This window comes from Acidovorax sp. BL-A-41-H1, from assembly GCF_051942715.1.
Genome location: NZ_JBPVJQ010000006.1, coordinates 74,396 through 97,595 on the forward strand (window position 1 = coordinate 74,396; position 23,200 = coordinate 97,595).

Sequence of the window (23,200 nt, forward strand, 5' to 3'; positions counted from 1 at the left end):
CACTTGCGCGACCAGTGGTTTTTCAAACTTGCTTTGGAGCAAACCATCATGAACGCCCGCGTCAACGCCCCCGTCAACACCGACTGCATCATTGCCGACATCGGCCTGGCCGAATGGGGCCGCAAAGAAATCAAGATCGCCGAAACCGAGATGCCTGGCCTGATGGCCATCCGCGAGGAATTTGCCAAGGCGCAGCCCCTGAAGGGCGCGCGCATCACCGGTTCGCTGCACATGACCATCCAGACGGCCGTGCTGATCGAAACCCTGCAGGCACTGGGCGCCAACGTGCGCTGGGCCTCGTGCAACATCTTCTCCACGCAAGACCATGCTGCTGCTGCCATCGCAGCCGCCGGCACGCCAGTGTTCGCCATCAAGGGCGAAACCCTGGCCGACTACTGGGACTACACGCACCGCATCTTTGACTTCGGCGCGGCCGGTGCGGAAGGCGAAGGCCCGAACATGATCCTGGACGACGGCGGCGACGCCACGCTGCTCATGCACCTGGGCAAGCGCGCTGAAAAGGACGCTTCGCTGATCGCCAACCCCACGAGCGAAGAAGAAACCTGCCTGTTCAACGCCATCAAGGCCAAGCTGGCGCTGGACCCCACCTGGTACAGCCGCAAGAGCGCCCAGATCGTCGGCGTGACCGAAGAAACCACCACCGGCGTGCTGCGCCTCAATGAAATGGCCGCCAAGGGCAGCCTGATGTTCCGCGCCATCAACGTGAACGACTCGGTGACCAAGAGCAAGTTCGACAACCTGTACGGTTGCCGCGAATCGCTGGTCGATTCGATCAAGCGCGCCACCGACGTGATGATTGCCGGCAAGGTCGCCTGCGTGGCGGGCTACGGCGACGTGGGCAAGGGTTCGGCCCAGGCCCTGCGCGCCCTGAGCGCCCAGGTCTGGGTCACCGAGATCGACCCCATCAACGCCCTGCAGGCCGCAATGGAAGGCTACAAGGTCGTGACCATGGAATACGCTGCCGACAAGTGCGACATCTTCGTGTCGGCCACGGGCAACAAGAACGTCATCCGCTATGAGCACATGGCCGCGATGAAGGACGAAGCCATCGTCTGCAACATCGGCCACTTCGACAATGAAATCGATGTCGCCTCGCTCGAAAAGCTGCAGTGGGACGAGATCAAGCCCCAGGTCGATCACGTCATCTTCCCCGATGGCAAGAAGATCACGCTGCTGGCCAAGGGCCGCCTGGTCAACCTGGGCTGCGCCACCGGCCACCCCAGCTTCGTCATGTCGTCCAGCTTTGCCAACCAGACCATTGCGCAGATCGAGCTGTTCACCAAGCAAAACGAGTACGAAGTGGGCAAGGTCTACGTGCTGCCCAAGCACCTCGACGAAAAGGTCGCACGCCTGCACCTCAAGAAGGTCGGCGCCATGCTGACCGAGCTGTCGGACGAACAGGCCGCCTACATCGGCGTGCCCAAGCAAGGCCCCTACAAGGCCAACACCTACCGCTACTAAGCGGCGGGTTGTGGGCAAGTCTGCGCTGTACGCTGCAGGCTTGTCCGGCCCTGCAGTGGCGCTGCCGTGCAGTCCCGCAGGCGTTGCAACGGCTGGCCTCTGCGCTTCCGTAGAGGATCTGCAACGTCACCCCCGTGGAGCGCGGGGACTGGCTGCAAAATGCCGCAGGCCGCGCCAGCGCGGCTGGCCTGTTCCAGTGCGCCTCCGGCGTCGCAGGGTCGCTGAACAGCCGGTGCACAGCGCGGTGACCGGCGGGTTTGCGGACATTCGCGGCCTGAGCGCCCCGCACCGGCCAGGCAATGTATTTGCTACTAAAGTAATAGCTGTAGAGACAATTAAAGCAAGCGCTACAGGCTAGTTTCATTCAAAAAAGGACGGGCGCATGCGCGCAGACGTATTTCTGGTGGATTTCGGCCATGCGGCCACGCGGTCGCAGGCGCAGCGCCTGATCGCTGCGGGGGTCGAGTGGCGGCTGTCACCGCTGGCGCCTTGGCAGAAAGTGGGCAAGAACGGCGACGACATCCCGACCGTAGCCGAGGTGCGCCTGCTCGACGATGCAGAGGCCAAGTACATCTCGCGCGGCGGTCTCAAGCTCGAAGGCGCGCTGCGTGCGGTAGGCATCGATGTCGCGGGCAAGCGTTGCCTGGACGTGGGCCAGAGCACCGGCGGCTTTACCGACTGCCTGCTGCAGCACGGTGCGACGCAGGTGATCGGCGTGGACGTAGGCCATGCGCAACTGCATGAGCGCCTGCGTGACGATGCCCGCGTGGTCTGCGTCGAAGGCCTGAACGCCCGCTCGATGACTGCGCAGGCGCTGCAGGAGGGCTGCGAGCTGGCGCTGTCGGAAGTGGTCGAGCTGGACGAAGACAACGACACCCAGCCCGAGGCGCCCTACAGCTGGATGCGCAACGGCGGCTTGGTGGACGAAGCCTACGACGACAGCGCCGATGCCAAGGAGCACGACATCGAAGCCTTCAAGGCCGAGCGTGCGCGGCGTGCCGAGGCGCGCGCCAAGGGCGCCCTGCCGGTGGAGCGCCGCCGCCGCGCCGACCGGGCGGATGTGGACATCACCCCCAGTTTCGACGTCGTCACGGGCGACCTGTCGTTCATTTCGCTCACGCTGGTGCTGCCCGCGCTGGTGCCGCTGTTGGCTGCGGGCGGCCAACTGCTGATGCTGGTCAAGCCGCAGTTCGAGCTGCAGCCCGGCCAGGTGGGCAAGGGTGGCATCGTGAAGGACCAGGCGCTGTATGCCGTGGTTGAAAAGCGCATCCGAGAGTGCTGCGCCGAGCAGGGGCTCGCCGTGCAGGCTTGGCTCGACAGCCCCATTGAGGGCGGTGACGGGAACCGCGAATTTTTTGTGTACGCAACCAGGAGCAGTGCTGCATGAATGCCGCCAATGCACAGGGCACCGGATTTCCGGTGAGCTTTGAATTCTTTCCGCCCAAGACGCCCGAGGGGGCCGACAAGCTGCGCGTGGCGCGCCAGCAGCTCTATGCACTGCAGCCCGACTTCTGCTCGGTGACCTACGGCGCTGGCGGCTCCACGCAAGAGGGAACGTTTGCCACCGTGCGCGAGATCCTGGCCGAAGGCGTGAGCGCCGCGTCGCACTTTTCGTGCATTGGCGCCACGCGGCAGTCGGTGCGCGAGCAGCTGACCACCCTGAAGGCCATGGGCGTACGCCGCCTGGTGGCACTGCGCGGTGACCTGCCCAGCGGCTACGGCGCGGGTGGGGAGTTCCATTACGCCAGCGATCTGGTGGCTTTCATCCGGGCCGAGACGGGCAACGACTTCCACATCGAAGTGGCGGCCTACCCCGAAGTGCACCCACAGGCCCGCTCGCCCGAGTCCGATCTGCAGGCCTACGTGGCCAAGGTGCAGGCCGGGGCCGATGCCGCCATCACGCAGTACTTCTACAACAGCGATGCGTACTTCCGCTTTGTGGAAGACGCCCAACGCCTGGGCGCCGACGTGCCGGTGGTGCCAGGCATCATGCCCATTGCCAGCTCGACCCAGCTGATGCGTTTTTCGGACGCCTGCGGTGCCGAGATCCCGCGCTGGATCCGCCTGCGCCTGCAGGCCTTTGGTGACGATACGGCCAGCATCAAGGCGTTTGGCCTGGATGTGGTGACCGACCTGTGCGACCAGCTGCGCGTGGCCGGTGTGCCTGCGCTGCACTTCTACACCATGAACCAGAGCGCGGCGACGCTGGAGATCTGCCGCCGGCTGGGCATCTGATGCAGGACCGGGGGGGTAGCGGCGCTGCGCAGCTGTCCCGGCGCCTGCCACGGGGCCGGACTGCCGTGGCAGCGCTGGCGGGCGGGCTGCTGTGGGTGTGCATGCTGTCCGCCTTTGCGCAGCAGGGTCTGGTGGCCGAACCGGACGCGCTTGCCCCGCACCTGTTGAGCGTGCCTGGGGAGGCGATGCTCATCGACCCCCCTGCGACGGAAGCCGTGACCCGTCCGGGTGCGCCTCTGGTGCCCCCGCCTGTGCTGGAGCCCGCTGCAGACGAGGTCGGGCTGGCATCGTGGTACGGCGCGCGCTTTCACAACCGGCGCACCGCCAGCGGCGAGCTGTTTGACATGAAGGCGCTGACCGCCGCGCATCCCACGCTGCCTTTTGGCTCCCTGGTCTGTGTGCGCAGCCAGATCACGGGGCGATCGGTGGTGGTGCGCATCAACGACCGGGGCCCGCACACCGGCAACCGCGTCATCGACCTGAGCCGCGGCGCCGCCGAGGTGCTGGGCATGGTCGGCCTGGGGCTCAAGCCCGTGGAACTGTTTGCGCTGGAAGAGGGCGACCGGAGTTGTCCTGCTCCTTGAGCGCAGCAAGCGTTGACGAAGGCGGTGCGCCTACGGGGCGATCAGCCGCCTGATTCGAGCGTGTGCGTAGCGTGCTTGTCCTGCCCCAGCAGTTCAGCCATCTGCGGCAGGGCGGTTTTCAACGCCGCTTTCAGGGTGAAGGGCGGGTTGATGAGGAACATGCCGCTGGCCGGCAGGCCCGGGCGCTTGAGGTCACCGGCCGCGTTCTCGGTGGGCTTGCTGTTCTTGACGGTCAGCGTGGCGTGCAGCCAGCTCTTGCCAGCCTTGGTGGCCAGCGTTTTCAGGCGCCGGGGCAGGTCGTGCGCCTCGGGCCGCGGGATGATCGGGTACCAGAAGGCGTAGGTGCCCGTGGCAAACCGCTTGAGCGAATCGGCCGCCATGTCGAGCACCTTGCCGTAGTCGCTCTTGATTTCATAGCTGGGATCGCACAGCACCAGCGCGCGCCGGGCTGGTGGAGGCAAGAATTTGCGAATGCCCTCAAAGCCGTCTTCGTGCAGCACGGCTACCTGGCGACCGGCTTCGAGCTGGGCCACATTGCCCGCCAGGGCCCGCAGGTCGGTCGGATGCAGCTCAAACAGCTTGAGTTTGTCGTGGTCACGCAACAGGCGCTGGCTGATGAAGGGCGATCCGGGGTACACACGCAGGGTGCTGCCCTGGTTGAATGCCCGGACCATGTCCACGTAGGCCTGCAGCGCAGGTGTGAGCGCTGGCACGGTGGGCGCAAACAGGCGTGCCACGCCATCGGCCGCCTCGCCGCTGGTGCTGGCATAGTCGCCATCGAGGCGGTACAGGCCTGCTCCCGCGTGGGTGTCCAGCACGGTCAGCGCCGCGTCTTTCTCGGTGAGGTGTTGCAGGGCGGCGATGAGGACGGTGTGCTTGAGCACATCGGCGTGGTTGCCCGCGTGGAAGGCGTGTCGATAACTGAACATTGCCCAATGGTAACGACTGGGGCATGGCGGGGTTGAAAGTTGCGCGCTGGCGTTGGGCCCTGATGCCGTCCCCGGCACCGAGGCGAGGCGTGCGCGGTATGCGGCAAGAACCTGACAAATGGCAAACGTGGCATGGTGCGCAGGTCTGTGCCACGGCACAATCGGCAACTTTCAGCCAGCCCGCAGGTGAGAGTTTTGGCAAAGGAGCCCGGTTTCTGATGCGTAACGAGAGAGCCCACATGGATGCTTGCCTGGCTGCGGTACCGCTGGCCGCTGCCACAGCCGGTCATTCTGTGGCCACCTCCCACCCGGACGCCAGGCCCCGCTTGCCATGACCGATTTCGCCAGTCCTGCCCGCTCTGCCGACATGAACCATGTCGATGCGCTACCGCCGGGAAGCCGCCTCGGTGAATTCGAAATCCTCTCGCTACTGGGGGTGGGCGGCTTCGGCATGGTCTACAAGGCTTTCGACCATTCACTGCACCGTGCCGTCGCCATCAAGGAATACATGCCTTCGGCGCTGGCGGGGCGGGCCAACGGTCAGTCGCTGTGGGTGCGGGCATCTGCCGACCAGGCCACCTACCAGGCGGGTCTGGCGTCGTTCGTGGGCGAGGCGCGTCTGCTGGCCCAGTTCGACCATCCTTCCCTTGTGAAGGTGTTCCGGTTCTGGCAGGCGAACAACACGGCGTACATGGTGATGCCCCTGTATTCGGGCATGACGTTCAAGCAGGCGCGTACCTTCATGCGGGCGCCGCCGTCCGAGGCATGGCTGCGCAAGCTGCTGTGGTCGGTGCTGGGCGCATTGCGGGTGCTGCACGAGGGCAAGACGCTGCACCGCGACATTTCGCCCGACAACATCTTCCTGCAGGACAACGGCCCGCCCGTGCTGCTGGATCTGGGCGCCGCACGGCATGCCATCAACGACCAGGACCGCAAGCACACGGCGGTGCTGAAGGTGAACTACGCCCCCATCGAGCAGTACTCCGATGGCGACGAGGACCTGCGCCAGGGGCCGTGGAGCGACCTGTATTCGCTGGCCGCCGTGGTGTATGGCTGCCTGTGCAACGACACACCGCTGCCCGCTACCTTGCGGTCCATCCGCGACCGCATGGTGCCGTTTTCACGCGTGGCCAAGACCGTCAAGCGGCAGTTCGGCGTGGAATACTCGGCCCCGTTCGTGGCAGCCGTTTCGCAGTCCCTGGCCCTGCGGCCCGGCGACCGACCCCAGAACATCGATGCGTTTCTGCAGCTGATGGGGATGGCCACGCCACCCGAGGGGCTCGATCATTTCGACTTTCGGGCCGATCTGGGCGATGTCTGGGTCGAACCTGCAGAGCGCCCGGGGCCTGATGTGCACGCCATCACCACGGTCGGCGTCGCTGCTCCCTCCGCCGCGCCTGCCGTGGCGTCAGCCGGGGCGACATCGGTTGCGCAACCTCCCGATCTGGGCGTGACCTACAGGTCGGGCGCCCGGGCTGACGATGCTGGCACTGCAGCGCGCGGTGCAGAGACGCAAGGTGGCGATACCGTGTTCATCGAAGCGGGCGACACCGTAGCGTTTGAGGATTCGCGCTATGAAGACCTCCCCCTGAACCGTTTCTCCGATAGCGATACGACTTCCCGCAGGGGCAAAAAGTCGCTCTCACCCACGCGCGCCGCGGGCAGGCTGGCCCGTTCCATGCGCAAGCCCGGGGTGATGGTCTGGGTTGCCTTGGCGGCTGCCCTGGTGGTGGTGTCTGCCACGGGGTTGCGCTGGGCGCAGGGCAGCAAGCCACCCCCTGACGACATCATCACCGAGCTGGCCGAGCGACCGGCCAGCGCTGCATCGGCCGCGGCTGCAGACGCTCCGCCCACTGCAGAAGCCGCCAGCCCGCCGGCCTCCGACGCCGCATCCGTACCGGTGGTGGATGCACCCCTGAACAATGCCGTCGTGCCTCCCGCTGTGCCCCCCGCTTTTGTGGGTGCTGCGTCGGCACCACGGGCCACGCCCCGAACGCAACGGCGTCCTCCCGCCGAGCCGGTGGTGGAGACCGTGGTGGTGCAGGAGCCACCGCCGCCCCCTCCGCCCCCACCGGTGGTCGAAGCCCGGCCCCGTCCCGCGCCGCCGCCGCGCGTGCCTTCGCCCCAGGAAGCCTGCGCAGACGCCAGTTTCCTTGCGCGACCCATGTGCATTCATCAGGAATGCCAGAAGCCGTCACAGGCCGGCCAGTCGATCTGCGTGGAAAACCGCCGCAGGTACGAAGCGGACGAGCAGCGTCGCCGCCAGACGCCGAACTGATCCAGCGCACCGTGTCCCGAAAGCGCTGCCGGGTGCGCGGCCCCTTGCTTGCGCATCGGTCATCGCGGTACTGACGGCTCCCTGAAACAGTCAGGTTGCGCGCAGCAGGCACTGCTTTGTATAATCGAGGGCTTCGCAGCGCTTTTGTGGTCCCGCGGCGGAGATTCATCGCCACCTAAGAGGCTTCCTTCAGAGAAGCACCGACCGTGGAAAAGGACCCGCCAAACCCTCTTTTGAAGAGAAATCTCATGACTACTACTTTCAGCGCAAAGCCCGCTGAGGTTGTGCACGAGTGGTTTGTGGTTGACGCGACCAACAAGGTCCTCGGACGAGTAGCCAGCGAAGTTGCTCTCCGTTTGCGCGGCAAACACAAGGCCATTTACACGCCTCACGTCGATACCGGTGATTTCATCGTCGTTATCAACGCAGCCCAACTCAAGGTCACCGGCACCAAGTCCCTCGACAAGGTGTACTACCGTCACTCGGGTTACCCCGGCGGTATCACGGCGACGAACTTCCGCGACATGCAAGCCAAGCACCCCGGCCGCGCGCTGGAAAAGGCTGTCAAGGGCATGCTGCCCAAGGGCCCCCTCGGCTACGCGATGATCAAGAAACTCAAGGTGTACGGTGGTGCTGAGCATCCCCACACCGCCCAGCAGCCCAAAGTGCTGGAAATCTAAGGAGCCTTGAGATGATTGGTGAATGGAACAATGGCACCGGCCGTCGCAAATCCAGCGTCGCCCGCGTGTTTCTGAAAAAAGGCTCCGGCAAGATCACGGTGAACGGCAAGGACATCCAGTCCTATTTCGGCCGCGAAACCTCGATCATGATTGCCAAGCAACCCCTGGCGTTGACCAACCATGTCGAGACCTTCGACGTGATGATCAACGTGCACGGTGGCGGTGAATCCGGCCAGGCCGGCGCTGCCCGCCACGGCATCACCCGCGCCCTGATCGATTACGACGCATCCTTGAAGCCCGTCCTGAGCCAAGCCGGCTTCGTGACCCGCGATGCCCGTGAAGTCGAGCGTAAGAAGGTCGGTCTGCACTCCGCCCGTCGCGCCAAGCAGTTCTCCAAGCGTTAAGCCGGGAGCTGTCTGCAAGAGCAGTCTCCGGACTGCTTTTCAGTGCCAAAACCGCCTTCGGGCGGTTTTTTCGTTTATGGTGCGCTCTTTCTTCGCGGCCCTGGGGCCTTCTTCATGATCCTGCAGACCTTGACCTCATGCGATTGCGCCTCCTTCGCCGCCGGCTGACCATCAGCGCTCCGCGCGTCGCGATCCGCAGCGCCTTGCCATGGCCTGTGCGCTGGCTGGCGCTGGCGGTCGTGCTGGGCTTTTGTGCCGCCGTGGCCCTGTGGGCGTTCGAGTTTGGGAAGTCCATCGCCGGGCTCGACACCGTCTCGCGTGAGGAGCTCTTGCACCTGCGTACCGAAGTGGCCCGGTTGCGCGAGGAGGGGCAAGATCAGCAGACGGTAGCGCACACTGCCGAAAGTCTGTTGGTGGCCGAGCGTACTGCCAAGGAAGGCCTCATGGCGCAGGTCAAGCAACTGGAGGCTGACAACCGCACCCTGCGCGAAGACCTGGGCTTCTTCGAGAAGCTCATCCCCGCTGCCACCACCGAGGGCCTGGCCATCCGCAGCTTGCAGGCGGAAGTGCTGGGAGGCATGCAATTGCGCTGGCAGGTGCTCGTCATCCAGGCGTCGCGCAACGCGCCGGATTTCCAGGGGAGGCTGGAACTGGTACTGGCAGGCACGCAAAACGGGCAGCCGTGGTCCCAAAACCTGCCCGCCCAGAGCCAGCCACTGCAAGTGCGCCAGTACCGGCGTGTGGAAGGCCTGGTGAATCTGCCCCCCAATGCCGTGGTAAAAACCGTGACCGCGCGGGTGCTGGAGGGTGCTACGGTGCGGGCCACCCAGTCGATGGTGTTTGAGTGATGTCCTGAGTTGGGGGCGGGCGCATTGGGGCTGAGGCTGAGCGATGAGGCCCTCCATGCTGCAATGCGCAAGCATGCAGGCCGGAAGGCGCGATTGCGATTGCGGGTGCGATGTCTGCATCTGCGCCTGCACTTCAACCCCGACAGCCTGATCCCCGAGGGGCGGTAGCAAGCTTTCTTTTTTTGAATCTGCGCGCTTGCCAGTCAAGGCGTCTGTTCCAGGAGTCATCGATGTTTTCACGCAAGAAGCAGCCCCCGATCAAGAGCCTGGTGGCGCAGGGCACGCGCATTCTGGGAGACGTGCACTTTGCCGAAGGCATGCGCATTGATGGCGAAGTGGTGGGCGACATCCGGGCGGGCGCAGAGCAGCCCAGCATCCTGGTGATCTCGGAGTCGGCCCGTGTGGAGGGTGCCATCCACGCAGACCACGTGATCATCAACGGCCAGGTCGTCGGGCCCGTGCATGCCGCCGAGTTGCTGGAACTGCAACCCAAGGCCCGCATTACCGGCAACGTGCACTACAAGGCGCTGGAGATGCACCAAGGCGGGATGATCGCCGGGCAAATGTTTCCCTCAGCCGTGCTGGTCGAGGAAAAGCCCCCACTGCAGTTAGCGTCAAACAACGCCTGACCTGAATTCCCGAGCGTTGTGCAGTAGTATTGTGGGCAAAGTTGAACCCGGAGTACCCCATGAGCGCCGTTGCCGAAAACATCCAGACAGAAATGCCTTCGCCGATCCTTTTCACGGACAGCGCTGCAGCCAAGGTGGCAGACCTGATCGCCGAGGAGGGCAATCCCGACCTGAAGTTGCGCGTGTTTGTACAGGGTGGCGGCTGCTCGGGTTTTCAATACGGCTTCACGTTCGACGAAATCACGAATGAAGACGACACCACCATGACCAAGAACGGCGTGTCTCTGCTGATTGATGCCATGAGCTACCAGTATCTGGTCGGCGCCGAGATCGACTACAAGGAAGACTTGCAGGGTGCCCAGTTCGTGATCAAGAACCCCAATGCCACGACGACCTGTGGTTGCGGTTCCAGCTTCTCTGCCTGAGGGAGCAACGGCTGCACCGGCCGACTGACCGACCGGGTCTGTGCCGTACAGGCCACTGGTCTGGAGCAAAAAAGCCGCCGCTGGGCGGCTTTTTTCATGGGCGAGCCGATGCTGACGGGGGCGAGATGCGGTCGGCGCAATCGCATACAACGTAGCAACGGACGTTGTGGCCTCCGGGGGTAGAACCTCTGGGTCTGCTCTCTGCGTTGGCGGGAGGGGCCGCGCGCTCAGGCTGGATACAGCGCGCCCAGAATCCTCAGGCCTGCGGCTCCCGTAACAGCCGGCAGATTGCTAGGTTGGCCGTGCACGAGCTGGCGTGCAAGCCACGCGAAAGCGGCGGCTTCCACCTGCAGGGCGGGCAGTCCAAGGTGGTCGGTGGCGACGACCTCAACACTCTGTAAATGGGCGCGCAGCCGCTGCATCAGGTGCGTGTTGAGTGCACCACCGCCGCAAACCGCCAGTAGGTTGCTATCATTTAAATAGCTTTTGGTGCTTATGGAGCATGCGCTAGCAGTGAATTCGGTCAGTGTGGCCTGTACATCCTGTGGCGCTGCGTCTGAATGGCCCGCCAGCCGCTTTGCCAGCCACTGCGGGTTGAACAGGTCGCGCCCGGTGCTCTTGGGCGGCGCCCTGTGCAGGAACGGCTCGTCCAGCAGTGCGGCCAGCAGCCCGGGCAAGATCTGCCCGCCTGCGGCCCATTGCCCGCCCGCGTCGTAAGGCTGGCCGGTGTGCAGCTGGCACCAGTGGTCCATCAGTGCATTGCCGGGCCCGCAGTCAAAGCCGAGCACGGTGCCATCGGCTGCGAGCACGCTCAGGTTCGAGATCCCGCCAATGTTGAGCACCAGCACCGTTTCGCCCGCCCGGCCAAACACGCCCCTGTGGAACGCGGGCACCAGCGGCGCTCCCTGGCCTCCCGCGGCTACGTCGCGGCTGCGGAAGTCGGCGGCCACGGCGATGCCGGTGAGCTCCGCCAGCAGAGAGGGGTTGCCCAGCTGCAGGGTGTAACCGGTGCCGTCAAACTCACCCGGGCGATGTCGTACTGTTTGGCCATGCGCGCCAATGGCACGGATCGCGCTGGCCGGATGGCCAGTCTGCTCTAGCAGCGTTTGCACGATCCCGGCGTAGGCATGCGACAAAGCGTTACCTGCAAGCGCAGCCCGGTGCAGTTCCTCCGGGCCTACGGTGTTCAATGCCAGCAGCTCGCTGCGCAAAGCAGCGTCGAACCCCGTCGATGCATGGGCCTGAACGACCATGCGCGGCCCGGAAAAATCGGCCAGCACGCCATCCACCCCATCGAGGGATGTGCCGGACATAAGGCCTATGTAGAGCTCGGTCATGGGGAGGTGAGGCGGTGCGCCCTGCGTTCAGCGGCGCCACCGAAAGGCCATGTGAATGGGGCGATGGGAGCCCCCGCAGGCGCGGAATGCCGAGCAGCCAAGCCATCCCGCCGCGTGCCGACCGGAGCTGGGCGGCACACAGGCAGGCGGTATCAGTTGGCGCTGGCCTGCTCGATCAGGGCCGCGGCAGACAGCTGTATGCGCATGCCGGATGCCAGGCGGTCAAACGCCGGGCGGGCTGCTGCCGATACGGGCGCTGCGGCCTCGCTCTGGGCCACGATGGTCATCGGATCCTGGTGCTGACCGTTGACGCGGAATTCAAAGTGCAGGTGCGGACCGGTGGCCCAGCCCGTGGCGCCCACGGCGCCAATCGTCTGGCCCTGCTCGACCGACTGGCCCTGGCGCACGTCGATGCGGCTCAGGTGGGCGTACACCGTGACGTGCTGGTTGCGGTGCTTGACGAACACCACGTTGCCGTAGCCGTTTTGCACGCCTGCAAATTCCACCACGCCGTCGCCCACCGTACGTACCGCGGTGCCCGTAGGTGCGGCAAAGTCCGTGCCCAGGTGAGCGCGCCAGGTTTTCAGGATGGGATGCATGCGCATGGCAAAGCCGCTGCTCACGCGCGAGAACTCGACGGGCGAGGCCAGATACGCACGGCGCAGGCTCTCGCCCTTGAGCGAATAGTAGGCGCCCTTGGACGCGCCGGGCTCCTGGAACCAGATGGCCTCGTGCGACTTGCCGTTGTTGACGAACTCGGCGCTGAGCACGCGGCCGCTGGACAGCGGCTCGCCATCGGCTTCGAGCGTTTCATACACCACTGAAAAGCGGTCGCCCTTGCGCAGCGAGCGGCGGAAGTCGATGTTGCCCGAGAACAGTTCGGCCACTTGCACGGCCACAGCATCGGGGATGTTGGAGGCATCGGTCGCAGCAAACAGCGAGCTCTGGATGACGCCGCCCGCCAGGCGGCTGTTCACCGTCATCTTGGCGGTTTCGATGCGCGTGCTGAACTTGTCGCCCGTGCGCTCGACGATCAGGCGGCGGAAATTGCCGCTGTCGTCCGGTACCCAGCGCACGGTCAGGCGGATCAGGCGGTGGTCGTCGGTGGTCTCGGCCGACACCACCCGACCGGTGCGGCCCAGTACGTTTTGGCGGACCGTGCCGTCGCCGCGCATGAAGGCAGCGGCGGCCGGGTCGGCGACGCCCATGCGCTGCAGCAGGGATTCAGGGGTGTCACTGCTGCGCACCTGCTCGGAGCGGAACAGTGAGAAGCCAGGCATGTCAAGCTCGCCCAGGACCACGTTGTCGGCCAGGGATTCGACCGGATAGCTGACCATGCGCACCGGCAGTTCGCCGGGATCGGGTGCGAACGATGCGACGGCAAAAGCGCCGCCACCACCGGTGAGCAGCACGGCAGCAATGGCAGCAGTCAGACGTTTGGGGTGGCGCTGGATCGTGAGGGACAGCCGGTCAAGCAAAGCCGCGCTGGCGGTGGTCAAGCCGTGAATCAAGGTTCTATCCCCAGGGTGAATAGGCATCTGCGGAGGCTGCCCGGAGTGAACGCGGGAAGCGGCGAGATGCACAGGCTGTCGGGTTGCAATGGCTCGACGGTGTCGGTGACGGGTCGAGATGGCGGGCCCACTAGAATCCGCCTCAAGCAATGTGGGCTGGAGTATAGCGGCGCCTGCGGTGTAGACATCCAAAAAAACCCTTATGAATCAATCTGCTGTTACAACGACCCCGGTTTCTGATGGTGTAGGGCGGGCGCTCGAAATCTCGCTGCGCGGGGTAGAGGAACTGCTGCCCCGGGACGAGTGGGTCAAAAAGCTCACCCGCTCGGAAGCCACCGGCCAGCCGCTGCGCATCAAGCTGGGGCTGGACCCCACCGCGCCCGACATCCACATCGGCCATACCGTGGTGCTCAACAAGATGCGGCAGCTGCAAGATCTGGGCCACCAGGTCATCTTTCTGATCGGCGATTTCACGAGCCTGATCGGTGACCCGTCGGGCCGCAACAGCACGCGCCCGCCGCTCACGCCCGAGCAGATCAAGGCCAACGCCGAGACGTATTACCGCCAAGCCAGCCTGGTGCTGGACCCGGCCCGCACCGAGATCCGCTACAACAGCGAGTGGAGCGAGCCCCTGGGTGCCAGCGGCATGATCCAGCTGGCGGCCAAATACACGGTGGCCCGCATGATGGAGCGCGACGACTTCCACAAGCGCTTCACCACCGGCCAGTCGATTTCGGTGCACGAATTTCTGTACCCGCTGATGCAGGGCTACGATTCGGTCGCCCTCAAGAGCGACCTGGAGCTCGGTGGCACTGACCAGAAGTTCAACCTGCTCATGGGCCGCCACCTGCAGCAGGAATACGGCCAGGAGCCGCAGTGCGTGCTCACCATGCCGCTGCTGGTGGGGCTCGACGGCGTGGACAAGATGTCCAAGTCGAAGAACAACTACATCGGCATCGCGGAAGAGCCCAACACCATGTTCGCCAAGGTGCTGTCGATCAGCGACACCCTGATGTGGGACTGGTACACGCTGCTGTCGTTCAAGAGCTTGGCCGAGATCGCCGCACTCAAGGCCGAGGTGGCCGCTGGCCGCAACCCCAAGGATGCCAAGGTTGCGCTTGCCAAGGAAATCACCACGCGCTTTCACAGCGCCGCGGCGGCCGATGCGGCCGAGCAGGACTTCATCAACCGCAGCAAGGGCGGCGTGCCCGATGAAATCCCTGAAGTGGCGCTGTCGGGTGCCCCGCTGGGCATTGGTGCCCTGCTCAAGCAGGCGGGGCTTGCGCCATCGACCAGCGAAGCGAGCCGCCTGATCGACGGCGGCGGCGTGCGCGTGGACGGCACGGTCATCAGCGACAAGGGCCTCAAGCTGGATGCCGGCACCTACGTGGTGCAGGTGGGCAAGCGCAAGTTCGCCCGGGTGTTGCTGGGGTGAGGCTTGTGTCGGCGGGTCGGTGATTCTTCACCGACCCGCGGGGGAGTGACCGGACGGTGTCGCCGCCTGGGGTGCCGCGCGCAGTACCTCCGACCCTGAATTCAGGTCAAGACGGCCTGAAGCGCTTGCTTTATTTAGTCGCATTGCTATCAAAATAGAAGCAAATTGACCATTGGCGCGCCCGCTGCTCAATCCAGGTTGTCATTCAGGTCCGGGTCCGGCACATCGCCAATTGCCTCGCGCGTGGCCTGGGCCTGTATCTGCAGCCAGGCGCAAAACGCCTTGATCTCGGGCCGCTGCGCACTGCGGGGCCCCACCATCAGCCAGTACGCCAGCGGGGAGTCGATGCGGTGCCCGGGCAGCACTTCGACCAGATCGCCCGCGGCCAGGGCATCCGCAATCAGCGGCATGCGCGCCAGCGCCAGGCCTTGCCCGCTCAAGGCGGCCTGCACGATCTGGTGGGCGTAGTTGAAATACAGCCAGCGCTGGGGTTGCAGCTTGCTCAGGTCGCAGCTGTCAAACCAGCGGCGCCAGCTCAGCCACTCCAGGTGGTGGCTGCGGTGGGCGTCGCCCGCTTCGATCAGCGTGAAATGCGCCACATCGGCAGGCGTGCGCAGCGGCTTGCCGCTCTTGAGCAGCCACGGGCTGGCCACCACCGCCAGCTGCTCGCCAAACAGGCGCTGTCCGCCCTGCGTGCCTGGGCCGGGCAGGCTGTAGCGCAGGGCCAGGTCCACGTCTGAGGTTTCCAGGTCCACTGGCACATCGCTGGCATCAATGCGGATGTCGATGCCGGGGTTGTCGCGCTGGAATTCTTCCATGCGGGGAATCAGCCACGTCGACGCAAAGCTGGCCCAGGTGGTGATGGCCACGCTGCGGCGCCCGGCTGTCTGCCGCACCAGCCGCACGGCGCCATCCATGCGCTCGATGGCCGGTGCCACGGCGCGCTGCAACTGCGCACCGGCGCCTGTCAGCTCTACCGCGCGCGTGTGCCGCAGGAACAAGGGCACGCCCACTTCGTCTTCCAGCGCCTGGATCTGGCGGCTGACGGCCGATTGCGTGAGGGCGAGATCCTCGGCAGCTGCGCGGAAGTTCAGGTGCCGGGCCACGGCCAGAAAGGCGCGCCAGTGGCCCACACCCACGGGGCGGGTGCGCAGGACGGCAGGAGGTGAGTCGGTGGGTGTCACGGGCAGGTGCATTGATGCGCTATGCGAATGAATAGCGTACCGCATTTTCATTGGACCGCGCAGGTCAGACGGCGCACCATCAGGCCTCATCCATGATTCTTTCGCAGCCTGAGGAGCCCGCCATGTCCCCCCGCACCGAACTGCCATCGCAACCCGCCGCGCCTGCCAGCGCAGCCCGTACACCTGCAGCCGGTTGCTGGAAGCTGGCAGCGGGCCAGGCCCTGTCGCTTCGCCCGCGCACCCGTGCGACCTTGCAGGTGGCGCAGGGACAGGTATGGCTTACCGTGGGCGGGTCACTGGCCGAACGGTCCGGCACCACTGCCGACCACGTGCTGCGCGCTGGCGATCAGCTCGCCATTGCGCCCGGGCAGCATGTGGTGATGGAAGCCTGGTGCCCGTCGAACCCGGCGGGTGATGCAGCCTTCCGCTGGGATCACGCGGAGGCACCGGTGCCCGCCCGGCACCGCGCATCGGCGGCGTGCGACTGGGAATGTGGCGTGCTCCACCCGTTGCGCGAACTGGGGGCGGCGCTCGGCGCAGGCGGCCGCGCACTGGGCGGAGCGCTGGTGGACGCGGCCGATGCTGGCGGGCGGCTCGCCGCGGGCCTGGCACGGTTTGCGGTGCACCGCATTGCGGCCCCGCAGCGGCGCACGCATGCCTGACGGGCGATGTATGAAAAGCATCAATCACTGCCGCGCGGCAGCGGGCCACGCCTCGTCGGGACGGATGGGTCAATACACCGCCCGGGAGGCCCCGATTCAACGCGAAAGGCGCATCAGGCCTACGTTTTGATTGCAGGTGATGCTATGGTTTTTGTAGTGTTTTGACCCCTGGCGCGCGCCTCGCGCTCGCTGCGGGCGGGGCTTCAGGCCTGGCCAGGCATTCCGCCAGCTGGGCCTGCAGCGTGGTCAGCAGCTCATCCGACAGCACCGGCTGTGCGTGTGCCGTGGCGCGCGCCAGCACCATGCCGCCCACCATGGTGGCCAGCGCATGGATGGCGCGTGCCCTGTCCTGCGGTTGTGCGCCGTCGCTGCCATCGGCAAGCAGCTGCGCAAAGCGCCCGATGTTGCGCTCGATCCCTTGGGCGAATACCTCGGACAGCCCACCCCCCACCCGGGCAGCGTCCACGGCCAGCGCGGCAACGGGGCAGCCGTCGCCGGGCGCATCGCGGTGCCCGGCCGAAAGGTAGGCCTTGATCCGGTCGTCCACGGTGACATGCGGAGTGCCGCCCTCTATCGGGGTCATCGACCAGTCGAACGCGCGAGCGCACGCCTCTTGCACCAGCGCCTCCTTGGATGCGAAATGCCGGTACAGCCCGCCATGGGTCAGGCCTGCGTCGCGCGTGATGTCGGCCACGCCCACGCCGCTCAACCCGCGTTCGCGGTAGAGGCGGGAGGCGGCATCCAGGATGCCCTGCCGGTTCTCGGCGGCCTGTGCCTTGGAAACCTTCATGCTGTCCTCTATTGATTGCGGCCGTACGCAAAAAGCGTTGGCGCGTTTATGATGATGGCTGTAATCATAAACGCGCAGACCTCGTCCGCGCGTTCCCGCGGCGCAGTGCGCTGCCTTGCACGGGTTCTGAATCGAAAGAGAGGGTGAAAGCATGGATCAACCGATGGGCAGTGGCCACGAGGCCGATGCGCCCCACCCGGCGCAGATGGGTCAGGGTCTGCGCTGCGCGTGGAGGTCTGTCTGATGCGCCGCGTGGTCATCACCGGCATGGGCATCGTGTCGCCGCTGGGTTGTGGCGTCGAGGTGGCATGGCAGCGCTTGCTGGCCGGGCGCTCTGGCCTGTCGCGCCTGCCCGAGGCCGTGACCGAGGGCATTGCAGCCAAGGTGGCGGGGCAGGTGCCCGATATTGCGGCAGACCCGGAGGGCGGCTGGGATGCGAACGCCATCGTGTCGCCCAAAGACCAGCGCAAGATGGACCGCTTCATCCCCTTTGCGCTGGGCGCGGCGCAGCAGGCGCTGGCGCAGGCCGGCTGGCCGCCTGCGGATGAGGCTTCGCGCGAACGCACAGCCACCGTGATCGCCTCGGGCATTGGCGGTTTCGGCGCCATCGCCGAGGCAGTGCGTACCACCGACATGCGCGGGCCGCAGCGCCTGTCGCCTTTCACCGTGCCTTCGTTTCTGGTCAACCTTGCCGCGGGGCAGGTGTCCATCCGCCACGGCCTCAAGGGCCCGATTGGTGCGCCGGTGACGGCGTGCGCGGCCAGCGTGCAGGCCATCGGCGATGCGGTGCGGCTGGTACGCAACCATGAGGCCGACGTGGCGGTGTGCGGCGGCACCGAGGCCGCCATAGACCGCGTGAGCCTGGGTGGTTTCGCAGCGGCCAGAACGCTGGCCACCGCATTCAACGATGCGCCCGAGCAGGCGTCCCGCCCGTTTGATGCGCAGCGCGACGGCTTTGTGATGGGCGAGGGAGCCGGCATGCTCGTGATCGAAGCGCTGGAGCATGCCCTCGCGCGCGGAGCCACACCGCTGGCCGAGATCGTGGGCTACGGCACCTCGGCCGACGCCCACCACATCACCTCGGGCCCCGAAGACGGCAGTGGCGCAGCCCGCAGCATGCAGGCGGCGCTGGCGCAGGCGGGCCTTGTGCCGGGTGATGTGCAGCACCTTAACGCCCACGCCACATCCACCCTGGTGGGAGACCGCGGCGAGCTGGCCGCTATCCGTCGCGTGTTTGGCACGGGGGCGCAGGTTGCCATCACCTCCACCAAGTCGGCCACGGGCCACCTGCTGGGCGCAGCGGGTGCGGTGGCTGCCATCTTCACGGCGCTGGCGCTGCGCGACCAGGTGGTGCCTGGCACCTTGAACCTGCACGCGTCCGATGGACTGGCCGATGGGCTGGATTTGGTGGCGCTGCGGCCACGCCCCATGGCGGTCACCAACGCCATGCTCAACGGCTTCGGTTTTGGCGGCGTGAACGCAACGCTGATCCTGCGCCGCTGGCCACCGGGGGCCTGAAGGGCCGGGCAACGCAGTACAGCACCTTCAGAACGTCAAAGCTCCAGTTCTTCGCACACGTTTTCGAACGCCGCCAGCGCTGCGCTGCCATCGAGCTGCTCCATGCGCGCCAGCGCGTCCTCATCCTCCACGGTACTGAACGCCAGGCTGAACTGCTGAAACCGGCGACCTGCCACCGGGCCGTGGTGGATGACTTCCACGTTGGTGTGGCGCGGGTCGCTCCGGATGCGCTCGATCAGCTTGAGCACCTGTTTCTGCGGGCCTTCCAGCTGCTGGCAAAAACGTTGACCATCGAATATCAGCAGCCCGGTGATTTCCAGTTGCGCATTGGCGATGCGGGCGCGCCCCGCGATCTCGGCCACCACGCTCAAAGGCTGGTCAGTGGCAAGCGTGCTCACGTAGAGCACTTCATACAGGACAGGACTGAAATCATTCATTGCAAATGAATGTAGGGTTCGGCTGACGGCACCGCAATGTCATAAGACACAGGGTCTGCATAGCCCTCGGGCCATGCACAACACTCCGCTGGCCAAGACTGCGCAGCGGTAACAGGCCGGCACCCAGGCCCTGCGCCCAGCGCCACCAGGCGGTCGAGAGCTTGCAAAGTGGCGCCAGCAAAGGGCCCGGGCGCCTTGCAGGTTGCGCGCGGGCGTTCGGTTGAAACGACGGTTGCCAGCGGGCAGGATTGCGTTGGAATAGCCCGTGATGGTGTTCACGCCACACCAGAGGCTGCAAAGTCTTGCGTTCGTAACATCCCGGAACAGTGCCAATGGGCCGTTTAGCAACTGGACCGTAGCGCGAGGGCGTTGGACTCTCCATGTGGATGGATCATGGCCCTTGCAACGGTGGCACACCGGCATGCGCCGGGCCCGAGAGGCGCGGATTTCATTTGTATCCGCGCGCTTCGCCGTGTCACAGAAACCTAGAATCTGAAGATCATGAACCCCGCAACCCCTTCGCCAGCCTGCCCGCCCACCTGCCGCGAGTGCCAGTTGCGCGACTCGGGGGCCTTCACACCGGTGTCGCCGGCCACGCTGGATTTCATCGAAAGCCTGCGCAAGGGCGTCACCACCTTCGTGGCGGGCGACACCGTGCTACGCGAGAGCGACCCCAACGCACGCATGTTCACGCTGTATGCGGGCTGGGCCTTTCGCTACAAGACGCTGAGCGACGGCCGCCGCCAGATCCTCAACTTTTTGCTGCCGGGTGACCTGGTGGGGCTGCAGCAGCAGTTTGGCGAGCCCTCGGCACACGGCATTGAGGCACTGACGGATTGCACGCTGTGCGTTTTCCAGAACGACAGCCTGTGGACGGTGTTCCGCGAGCATCCCCGGCTCGGTTATGACATCACCTGGCTGTCGGCCCATGAGGAGGGCCATGTGGACGACAACCTGCTGACCACCGGCCGCCGCAACGCCACCGAACGCGTGGCCATGCTGCTGATGCACCTGTACCGGCGCATGGAGCGCGTGGGCATGGTCGAGGCCGACGGCGCCGTGGCCTTTCCGCTCAACCAGCAGCACATTGCCGATGCGCTGGGGCTGTCGCTGGTGCACACCAACAAGACGCTGCGGCGGCTGGCGACGCTGGGCCTGCACGAACTGCGCAACGGGCGGCTGCGGCTGCTCAACACCCGCGCGCTCGCGCGCATCGCCGAGTACTACGACACGCCACCGCGGCAGATGCCGCTGCTGTAGCAGCGATCCCGCGCACGGTCTGGCTGCGTACCGGGCGCCGCTCTGTCATGCGCTGGCAAGCCCGGGCGGCAAGCCTTGCGCCGATAATTCGGGCCAGCCCAGCCTCTACCCATCACCCGTTTTTTCCATGAACCCCATCGACATCCTCATCATGGCGGCCGGCAAAGGCACGCGCATGAAAAGCCGCATTCCCAAGGTGCTCCAGCGCCTGGCCGGGCGCCCGCTGTTGCACCACGTGCTGGACCAGGCTGCGCACCTGCAGGCCCGCAGCGCCATCGTCATCACGGGGCATGGTGCTATGGAAGTAGAAGCATCTACGGCAATTGCAGCAGGCGCTACAGGCACTTTTGACATGAAATTCGTGCGCCAGGAGCCCCAGCTGGGCACCGGCCATGCCGTGCAGCAGACGGTGCCGCACTTGCGGGACGACGGCACGGCGGTGGTGCTGTCGGGCGATGTGCCCCTGACGCAGCCGGACACCCTGCGCGCGCTGGTGCAAGCCGGTGCGGCCAGCGGCGCGCTGGTCAATGCCGGTGCGGCCAGCGGCGCGCTGGCCGGTGCCGGTGCCTCCAGCGGAGCGCTGGCGCTGCTCACGGTGACGCTCCCCGACCCCACGGGCTACGGCCGCATCGTGCGCAATGCCGAAGGCGCCGTGCAGGGCATTGTCGAACACAAGGACGCCACCGACGCCCAGCGCGCCATCACCGAGGTGTACAGCGGCATCATGGCCGTGCCCGCGCGGCTGCTGAAACCGTGGCTGGCGCGCCTTACCAACAACAACGCCCAGGGCGAGTACTACCTGACCGACATCGTCGCCATGGCCGTGGCCGACGGCGTGCCCGTGGTGGCCCACCGCATCACCGATGCGCTGCAGGTGGCGGGCGTCAACAGCCCGCTGCAGCTGGCCGAGCTGGAGCGCGCCCACCAGCTGCGCACAGCGCGCAGCCTGATGGAGCAGGGCGTGCGCCTGGCCGACCCGGCCCGCTTCGATGTGCGCGACGACGCCCGCACCGGTGCGCGTGGAGAAGTGCTGTGCGGGCCGGACGTGGAGATTGACGTGAACTGCGTCTTTACCGGCCGCGTGGAGCTGGGCGAGGGCGTGCGCATTGGCGCCCACTGCTGCATTGCCAACGCGCGCATCGAGGCCGGCGCCGTCATCCACCCCTACACCCACATTGACGGCGAAAAGGCCGGTGCCACGGTGGGCGAGGGCGCACTGATCGGCCCGTTTGCCCGCCTGCGCCCCGGCGCACAGCTGGGGCGCGAAGTCCACATCGGCAACTTTGTGGAAGTGAAGAACAGCACCCTGGCCGACGGTGCCAAGGCCAACCATCTGGCCTACCTGGGCGACGCCACCGTGGGCGAGCGCGTGAACTACGGCGCGGGCAGCATCACCGCCAACTACGACGGCGCCAACAAGCACCGCACCGTGATCGAGGCCGATGTGCACGTGGGCAGCAACTGCGTGCTGGTGGCCCCGGTCACGATCGGCGCAGGCGGCACGGTGGGCGGCGGCAGCACCATCACCAAGAGCACGGCGCCCGGCGCACTCAGTGTGGCGCGCGGCAAGCAGGTGAGCATTGCCGACTGGCAGCGCCCCAAGAAGCAGCCAAAGGCCTGAAGTGGCACGGCGTGCGCACCTCCCCCCATGTCTGAAGACGATCTGACGCCCCAGCAGCTGCGCGCCGCGCTGGCCGCCAGCCAGCAGCAGGTGGCCGACATGGCCGCGGCGCAAGACGAATTCTTGCGCGCCGTATCGCACGACCTGCGCGCCCCGCTGCGGCATGTCACGTCGTACGGCACGCTGGTGCGCGAGCTGCTGACCGGGCTGCCGGCCGAGGCGGGGGCTTCCGACGACGTGCGGGAGGCCCTGGGCTTTCTGGCCACCATGGACCAGTCTGCCCGCCGCATGGGCCTGATGCTGGACGGGCTGCTGGCCATTGCACGCGCAACCCGCGCGCCGTTGCTGCCGCGGCCCGTGCCATTGGCGCAGGCGCTTCAGCAAGCGCAGACCCAGGCGCAGGCACAGACCCATGTCTCATCGCAGGCGGCCCCCCCGGTGACCTGGCGTGTGGGCGCCGACCTGCCTGCCCTGCACGCCGACCCCGCGCTGTTGCAGGAGCTGCTGGTGCAACTGCTGGGCAATGCCGTCAAGTTTTCGCGCGGCAGTGCACAGCCGGTGGTGACGGTGACGGCGGTGACAGCGTCGGGAGCTGGCGAGGTGCCTGCGGGCCACGTTGCGTTCATCATCGAAGACAACGGCGTGGGCTTTGACCCCGCGCGTGCCGGGCAGCTGTTTGGCGTGTTCCAGCGGCTGCACCGCGTGTCGGAGTTTGAAGGCGTGGGCGCGGGGCTGGCCCTGTGCCGCACCATCGCCCGGCGCCACGGGGGCGATGTGTCGGCCACCGCCCGGCCTGGGGCTGGTTGCACGGTGCGGGTGCAGTGGCCCGCTAAAGCGCCAGACGGCCTCGTGCAGTAGGTTTGAGGTCAAAAGCGCCTGTAGCGCTTGTTTTGATTGGCTATATTGCTATTATTTAAATAGCATCCGGCAGGCGCAGTGCCAAGCATCGTT

22 protein-coding genes are annotated in these 23,200 nt (G+C 66.0%); 16 read left to right on the plus strand and 6 right to left on the minus strand.

Features of this window, described 5'->3' with window-relative positions; genetic code table 11:
• Positions 1-48: 48 nt before the first annotated feature.
• The 4 genes from ahcY (at position 49) to ACTPOI_RS13605 (ending at position 4,301) form a co-directional block, all read left to right on the plus strand.
• Positions 49-1,482 carry an adenosylhomocysteinase gene (gene ahcY / locus ACTPOI_RS13590; protein ID WP_440109608.1) on the plus strand — a complete coding sequence of 478 codons (1,434 nt, stop codon included), beginning with the start codon at positions 49-51 and terminating at the stop codon, positions 1,480-1,482.
• 382 nt (positions 1,483-1,864) lie between these two features.
• Positions 1,865-2,869, plus strand: a complete 1,005-nt coding sequence (locus ACTPOI_RS13595; protein ID WP_440109610.1) for a TlyA family RNA methyltransferase — start codon at positions 1,865-1,867, stop codon at positions 2,867-2,869.
• On the plus strand, positions 2,866-3,717 hold the full coding sequence (metF, locus tag ACTPOI_RS13600) for a methylenetetrahydrofolate reductase [NAD(P)H] (protein ID WP_440109612.1): 852 nt from the start codon (positions 2,866-2,868) through the stop codon (positions 3,715-3,717). The genes ACTPOI_RS13595 and metF overlap by 4 nt, the downstream gene beginning before the upstream one ends.
• 65 nt (positions 3,718-3,782) lie before the next feature.
• Positions 3,783-4,301 carry a septal ring lytic transglycosylase RlpA family protein gene (locus tag ACTPOI_RS13605; RefSeq protein WP_440109614.1) on the plus strand — a complete coding sequence of 173 codons (519 nt, stop codon included), beginning with the start codon at positions 3,783-3,785 and terminating at the stop codon, positions 4,299-4,301.
• 41 nt (positions 4,302-4,342) lie between these two features.
• Here ACTPOI_RS13605 and ACTPOI_RS13610 read toward each other — a convergent pair whose 3' ends face one another.
• A complete protein-coding gene (locus ACTPOI_RS13610) occupies positions 4,343-5,230 on the minus strand; it encodes a 23S rRNA (adenine(2030)-N(6))-methyltransferase RlmJ (RefSeq protein ID WP_440109616.1) in 888 nt (295 codons plus the stop codon).
• Between the two features lie 331 nt (positions 5,231-5,561).
• Between ACTPOI_RS13610 and ACTPOI_RS13615 the strand changes: the two genes are divergently transcribed.
• From ACTPOI_RS13615 to erpA, 6 genes are all read left to right on the plus strand, one after another.
• Positions 5,562-7,508: a serine/threonine protein kinase gene (locus tag ACTPOI_RS13615; protein ID WP_440109618.1), complete on the plus strand. Its 1,947-nt coding sequence runs from the start codon at positions 5,562-5,564 to the stop codon at positions 7,506-7,508.
• A gap of 248 nt (positions 7,509-7,756) precedes the next feature.
• Complete coding sequence (gene rplM, locus ACTPOI_RS13620; RefSeq protein WP_056638890.1) at positions 7,757-8,188, plus strand: 50S ribosomal protein L13; 432 nt, start codon at positions 7,757-7,759, stop codon at positions 8,186-8,188.
• A gap of 11 nt (positions 8,189-8,199) precedes the next feature.
• Complete coding sequence (gene rpsI, locus ACTPOI_RS13625; RefSeq protein ID WP_069103737.1) at positions 8,200-8,592, plus strand: 30S ribosomal protein S9; 393 nt, start codon at positions 8,200-8,202, stop codon at positions 8,590-8,592.
• 137 nt (positions 8,593-8,729) lie between these two features.
• Positions 8,730-9,440 (plus strand): DUF6776 family protein, encoded by a 711-nt coding sequence (locus tag ACTPOI_RS13630; RefSeq protein ID WP_440109621.1) that lies wholly within the window; start codon positions 8,730-8,732, stop codon positions 9,438-9,440.
• 230 nt (positions 9,441-9,670) lie between these two features.
• Positions 9,671-10,069, plus strand: a complete 399-nt coding sequence (locus ACTPOI_RS13635) for a bactofilin family protein (protein ID WP_440109623.1) — start codon at positions 9,671-9,673, stop codon at positions 10,067-10,069.
• Between the two features lie 59 nt (positions 10,070-10,128).
• Positions 10,129-10,494 (plus strand): iron-sulfur cluster insertion protein ErpA, encoded by a 366-nt coding sequence (erpA, locus tag ACTPOI_RS13640; RefSeq protein WP_069106372.1) that lies wholly within the window; start codon positions 10,129-10,131, stop codon positions 10,492-10,494.
• A 227-nt stretch (positions 10,495-10,721) separates the two neighbouring features.
• Here the strand turns inward: erpA and ACTPOI_RS13645 are convergent, their stop codons facing one another.
• Positions 10,722-11,831 (minus strand): anhydro-N-acetylmuramic acid kinase, encoded by a 1,110-nt coding sequence (locus tag ACTPOI_RS13645; RefSeq protein WP_440109626.1) that lies wholly within the window; start codon positions 11,829-11,831, stop codon positions 10,722-10,724.
• Positions 11,832-11,983: 152 nt separating this feature from the next.
• The gene (locus ACTPOI_RS13650) at positions 11,984-13,342 is read right to left on the minus strand and encodes a peptidoglycan DD-metalloendopeptidase family protein (RefSeq protein WP_440109628.1); all 1,359 of its coding nucleotides are present in this window, start codon (positions 13,340-13,342) and stop codon (positions 11,984-11,986) included.
• A 202-nt stretch (positions 13,343-13,544) separates the two neighbouring features.
• On the opposite strand from ACTPOI_RS13650, the gene tyrS reads away from it, so the two are divergent.
• On the plus strand, positions 13,545-14,777 hold the full coding sequence (tyrS, locus tag ACTPOI_RS13655) for a tyrosine--tRNA ligase (protein ID WP_440109630.1): 1,233 nt from the start codon (positions 13,545-13,547) through the stop codon (positions 14,775-14,777).
• 188 nt (positions 14,778-14,965) lie between these two features.
• On the opposite strand, the gene ACTPOI_RS13660 is transcribed toward tyrS, so the two are convergent.
• Positions 14,966-15,973, minus strand: a complete 1,008-nt coding sequence (locus tag ACTPOI_RS13660; RefSeq protein WP_440109632.1) for a LysR substrate-binding domain-containing protein — start codon at positions 15,971-15,973, stop codon at positions 14,966-14,968.
• Between the two features lie 110 nt (positions 15,974-16,083).
• Here ACTPOI_RS13660 and ACTPOI_RS13665 point away from each other — a divergent pair, with 110 nt between their 5' ends.
• The gene (locus ACTPOI_RS13665; RefSeq protein ID WP_440109634.1) at positions 16,084-16,623 is read left to right on the plus strand and encodes a DUF2917 domain-containing protein; all 540 of its coding nucleotides are present in this window, start codon (positions 16,084-16,086) and stop codon (positions 16,621-16,623) included.
• A 142-nt stretch (positions 16,624-16,765) separates the two neighbouring features.
• On the opposite strand, the gene ACTPOI_RS13670 is transcribed toward ACTPOI_RS13665, so the two are convergent.
• Positions 16,766-17,413 carry a TetR/AcrR family transcriptional regulator gene (locus tag ACTPOI_RS13670; protein WP_440109636.1) on the minus strand — a complete coding sequence of 216 codons (648 nt, stop codon included), beginning with the start codon at positions 17,411-17,413 and terminating at the stop codon, positions 16,766-16,768.
• Between the two features lie 243 nt (positions 17,414-17,656).
• Here ACTPOI_RS13670 and fabF point away from each other — a divergent pair, with 243 nt between their 5' ends.
• Positions 17,657-18,931 (plus strand): beta-ketoacyl-ACP synthase II, encoded by a 1,275-nt coding sequence (gene fabF, locus ACTPOI_RS13675; protein WP_440109638.1) that lies wholly within the window; start codon positions 17,657-17,659, stop codon positions 18,929-18,931.
• Between the two features lie 35 nt (positions 18,932-18,966).
• On the opposite strand, the gene ACTPOI_RS13680 is transcribed toward fabF, so the two are convergent.
• Positions 18,967-19,368 (minus strand): BLUF domain-containing protein, encoded by a 402-nt coding sequence (locus ACTPOI_RS13680; RefSeq protein ID WP_440109640.1) that lies wholly within the window; start codon positions 19,366-19,368, stop codon positions 18,967-18,969.
• Positions 19,369-19,869: 501 nt separating this feature from the next.
• Here ACTPOI_RS13680 and ACTPOI_RS13685 point away from each other — a divergent pair.
• The 3 genes from ACTPOI_RS13685 (at position 19,870) to ACTPOI_RS13695 (ending at position 23,107) form a co-directional block, all read left to right on the plus strand.
• Entirely contained in the window at positions 19,870-20,628 is a 759-nt protein-coding gene (locus ACTPOI_RS13685) for a Crp/Fnr family transcriptional regulator (protein ID WP_440109642.1), read from the plus strand.
• 127 nt (positions 20,629-20,755) lie between these two features.
• A complete protein-coding gene (gene glmU / locus ACTPOI_RS13690; protein ID WP_440109644.1) occupies positions 20,756-22,249 on the plus strand; it encodes a bifunctional UDP-N-acetylglucosamine diphosphorylase/glucosamine-1-phosphate N-acetyltransferase GlmU in 1,494 nt (497 codons plus the stop codon).
• A 27-nt stretch (positions 22,250-22,276) separates the two neighbouring features.
• Positions 22,277-23,107: a sensor histidine kinase gene (locus tag ACTPOI_RS13695; protein WP_440109646.1), complete on the plus strand. Its 831-nt coding sequence runs from the start codon at positions 22,277-22,279 to the stop codon at positions 23,105-23,107.
• Positions 23,108-23,200: the final 93 nt, after the last annotated feature.

What these genes read in the sequence shown, in the direction of transcription:
- ahcY (WP_440109608.1), top strand. Translation starts at nt 49, where the DNA reads ATGAACGCCCGCGTCAACGCCCCCGTCAACACCGACTGCATCATTGCC.
- ACTPOI_RS13595 (WP_440109610.1), top strand. Translation starts at nt 1,865, where the DNA reads ATGCGCGCAGACGTATTTCTGGTGGATTTCGGCCATGCGGCCACGCGG.
- metF (WP_440109612.1), top strand. Translation starts at nt 2,866, where the DNA reads ATGAATGCCGCCAATGCACAGGGCACCGGATTTCCGGTGAGCTTTGAA.
- ACTPOI_RS13610 (WP_440109616.1), bottom strand. Translation starts at nt 5,230, where the DNA reads ATGTTCAGTTATCGACACGCCTTCCACGCGGGCAACCACGCCGATGTG.
- ACTPOI_RS13615 (WP_440109618.1), top strand. Translation starts at nt 5,562, where the DNA reads ATGACCGATTTCGCCAGTCCTGCCCGCTCTGCCGACATGAACCATGTC.
- rplM (WP_056638890.1), top strand. Translation starts at nt 7,757, where the DNA reads ATGACTACTACTTTCAGCGCAAAGCCCGCTGAGGTTGTGCACGAGTGG.
- rpsI (WP_069103737.1), top strand. Translation starts at nt 8,200, where the DNA reads ATGATTGGTGAATGGAACAATGGCACCGGCCGTCGCAAATCCAGCGTC.
- ACTPOI_RS13630 (WP_440109621.1), top strand. Translation starts at nt 8,730, where the DNA reads ATGCGATTGCGCCTCCTTCGCCGCCGGCTGACCATCAGCGCTCCGCGC.
- ACTPOI_RS13635 (WP_440109623.1), top strand. Translation starts at nt 9,671, where the DNA reads ATGTTTTCACGCAAGAAGCAGCCCCCGATCAAGAGCCTGGTGGCGCAG.
- erpA (WP_069106372.1), top strand. Translation starts at nt 10,129, where the DNA reads ATGAGCGCCGTTGCCGAAAACATCCAGACAGAAATGCCTTCGCCGATC.
- ACTPOI_RS13645 (WP_440109626.1), bottom strand. Translation starts at nt 11,831, where the DNA reads ATGACCGAGCTCTACATAGGCCTTATGTCCGGCACATCCCTCGATGGG.
- tyrS (WP_440109630.1), top strand. Translation starts at nt 13,545, where the DNA reads ATGAATCAATCTGCTGTTACAACGACCCCGGTTTCTGATGGTGTAGGG.
- ACTPOI_RS13660 (WP_440109632.1), bottom strand. Translation starts at nt 15,973, where the DNA reads ATGCACCTGCCCGTGACACCCACCGACTCACCTCCTGCCGTCCTGCGC.
- ACTPOI_RS13665 (WP_440109634.1), top strand. Translation starts at nt 16,084, where the DNA reads ATGTCCCCCCGCACCGAACTGCCATCGCAACCCGCCGCGCCTGCCAGC.
- ACTPOI_RS13670 (WP_440109636.1), bottom strand. Translation starts at nt 17,413, where the DNA reads ATGAAGGTTTCCAAGGCACAGGCCGCCGAGAACCGGCAGGGCATCCTG.
- fabF (WP_440109638.1), top strand. Translation starts at nt 17,657, where the DNA reads ATGCGCCGCGTGGTCATCACCGGCATGGGCATCGTGTCGCCGCTGGGT.
- ACTPOI_RS13680 (WP_440109640.1), bottom strand. Translation starts at nt 19,368, where the DNA reads ATGAATGATTTCAGTCCTGTCCTGTATGAAGTGCTCTACGTGAGCACG.
- ACTPOI_RS13685 (WP_440109642.1), top strand. Translation starts at nt 19,870, where the DNA reads ATGAACCCCGCAACCCCTTCGCCAGCCTGCCCGCCCACCTGCCGCGAG.
- glmU (WP_440109644.1), top strand. Translation starts at nt 20,756, where the DNA reads ATGAACCCCATCGACATCCTCATCATGGCGGCCGGCAAAGGCACGCGC.
- ACTPOI_RS13695 (WP_440109646.1), top strand. Translation starts at nt 22,277, where the DNA reads ATGTCTGAAGACGATCTGACGCCCCAGCAGCTGCGCGCCGCGCTGGCC.